This is a genomic window from Erythrobacter donghaensis (assembly GCF_001557325.1).
Classification (GTDB): domain Bacteria; phylum Pseudomonadota; class Alphaproteobacteria; order Sphingomonadales; family Sphingomonadaceae; genus Erythrobacter; species Erythrobacter donghaensis_B.
Window position 1 is genome coordinate 1 of the sequence record NZ_LSJS01000179.1, and the last position, 1,010, is coordinate 1,010.

The following is a 1,010-nucleotide window of genomic DNA, read 5'->3' on the forward strand; positions in this document are numbered from 1 at the left end:
AGAGCGCCAGCGCCCCGGCACCGAGCCCGCCCCAAAGCACGAGCCGGCGCGCCGATGCTGAGCGGATCAAGAGATCAGCGGGCTGCATCGGGAAGGGCTCCCATGCGGCGCACGACGTCGGCACGCACAGACCCGGTCAGGTCCGGCGTGCTCCCGGCCACCACGGCTTCGGCAACGAGGACCGTCCGGCCCTCGCGGCCAAGCTGCTGCACCGAGGCTTCCACAGCCTTGAGGTAGGCCTGGACGCGCATCTTCGTTTCTTCCGGCGGACGACCAGATCGTGCTTCGGCCTCGATGAAGTCGCCCATGATCCGGCTCAGCTGGACCGTCACGACCTCGCGCTTCTCCAGGGTGAGCAGCTTGTCGGTCGTCCAGACGCCCCACAGGACCTGGCCGATCATGCCGACGCCGAGCACGAGAGCGGTGAGATTGATCGATGCCAGCCGCCTGCGAAGGTTTGATGTTGCCAGAATGTTCTTCACAGCTTTTCTCCCGAGAGTTCGCGGTCGAGATCACGGATGAAGCGCGGCATGCGCCCCACGACGACGAGCGTGGCGAGACCGATCAGGACGAACTTGCACTGATCGAGGAAGGTCACGCGCCGCGCGAGGTCGGCCGCCAGGAAGCGATCACCGAGATTGGCGACATGGGCGAAGAAGGCATCGGGATTGCCGCCCGATAGAAGAAGGAAGAAGAGCAGCGGCAGGCCCAGCGCCATCAGATAGGACGAGCCCAGAAACAGACTACCGCGCAGCACGATGTAGCAGCCATCGGCGATGCGCGAGCGCCAGGTCGGCACCGACGGGAATAGGGGCTGTTCGTCTTCGGGCGCATCCGTCCGGTCGAACGGGGTGACGAGGTGGAGAGGCATGAGTTTCAGAATCCTTTGATCAAGAGGTGTCAGCGATTGGGATGAGCGATGCGCTCGATGGCATCGGCGAGCTGGTGGCCGCGGGCGATCTCGGCATCGATGGCGGCGAAGGTCTGGGGCGAACTCGAGAAGAGCGTTG

At 64.9% G+C, this 1,010-nt stretch carries 2 protein-coding genes; both read right to left on the minus strand.

Annotated elements, in window-relative coordinates:
• Positions 1 to 74 precede the first annotated feature (74 nt).
• Entirely contained in the window at positions 75 to 482 is a 408-nt protein-coding gene (locus AX692_RS10830) for a type-F conjugative transfer system protein TrbI (protein ID WP_073975712.1), read from the minus strand.
• Positions 479 to 871 carry a hypothetical protein gene (locus AX692_RS10835; protein ID WP_073975711.1) on the minus strand — a complete coding sequence of 131 codons (393 nt, stop codon included), beginning with the start codon at positions 869 to 871 and terminating at the stop codon, positions 479 to 481. The genes AX692_RS10830 and AX692_RS10835 overlap by 4 nt, the downstream gene beginning before the upstream one ends.
• Between the last annotated feature and the right edge of the window lie 139 nt (positions 872 to 1,010).

Excerpts from the sequence above, each read along its gene's own strand:
- AX692_RS10835 (WP_073975711.1), bottom strand. The coding sequence starts at position 871 with ATGCCTCTCCACCTCGTCACCCCGTTCGACCGGACGGATGCGCCCGAA.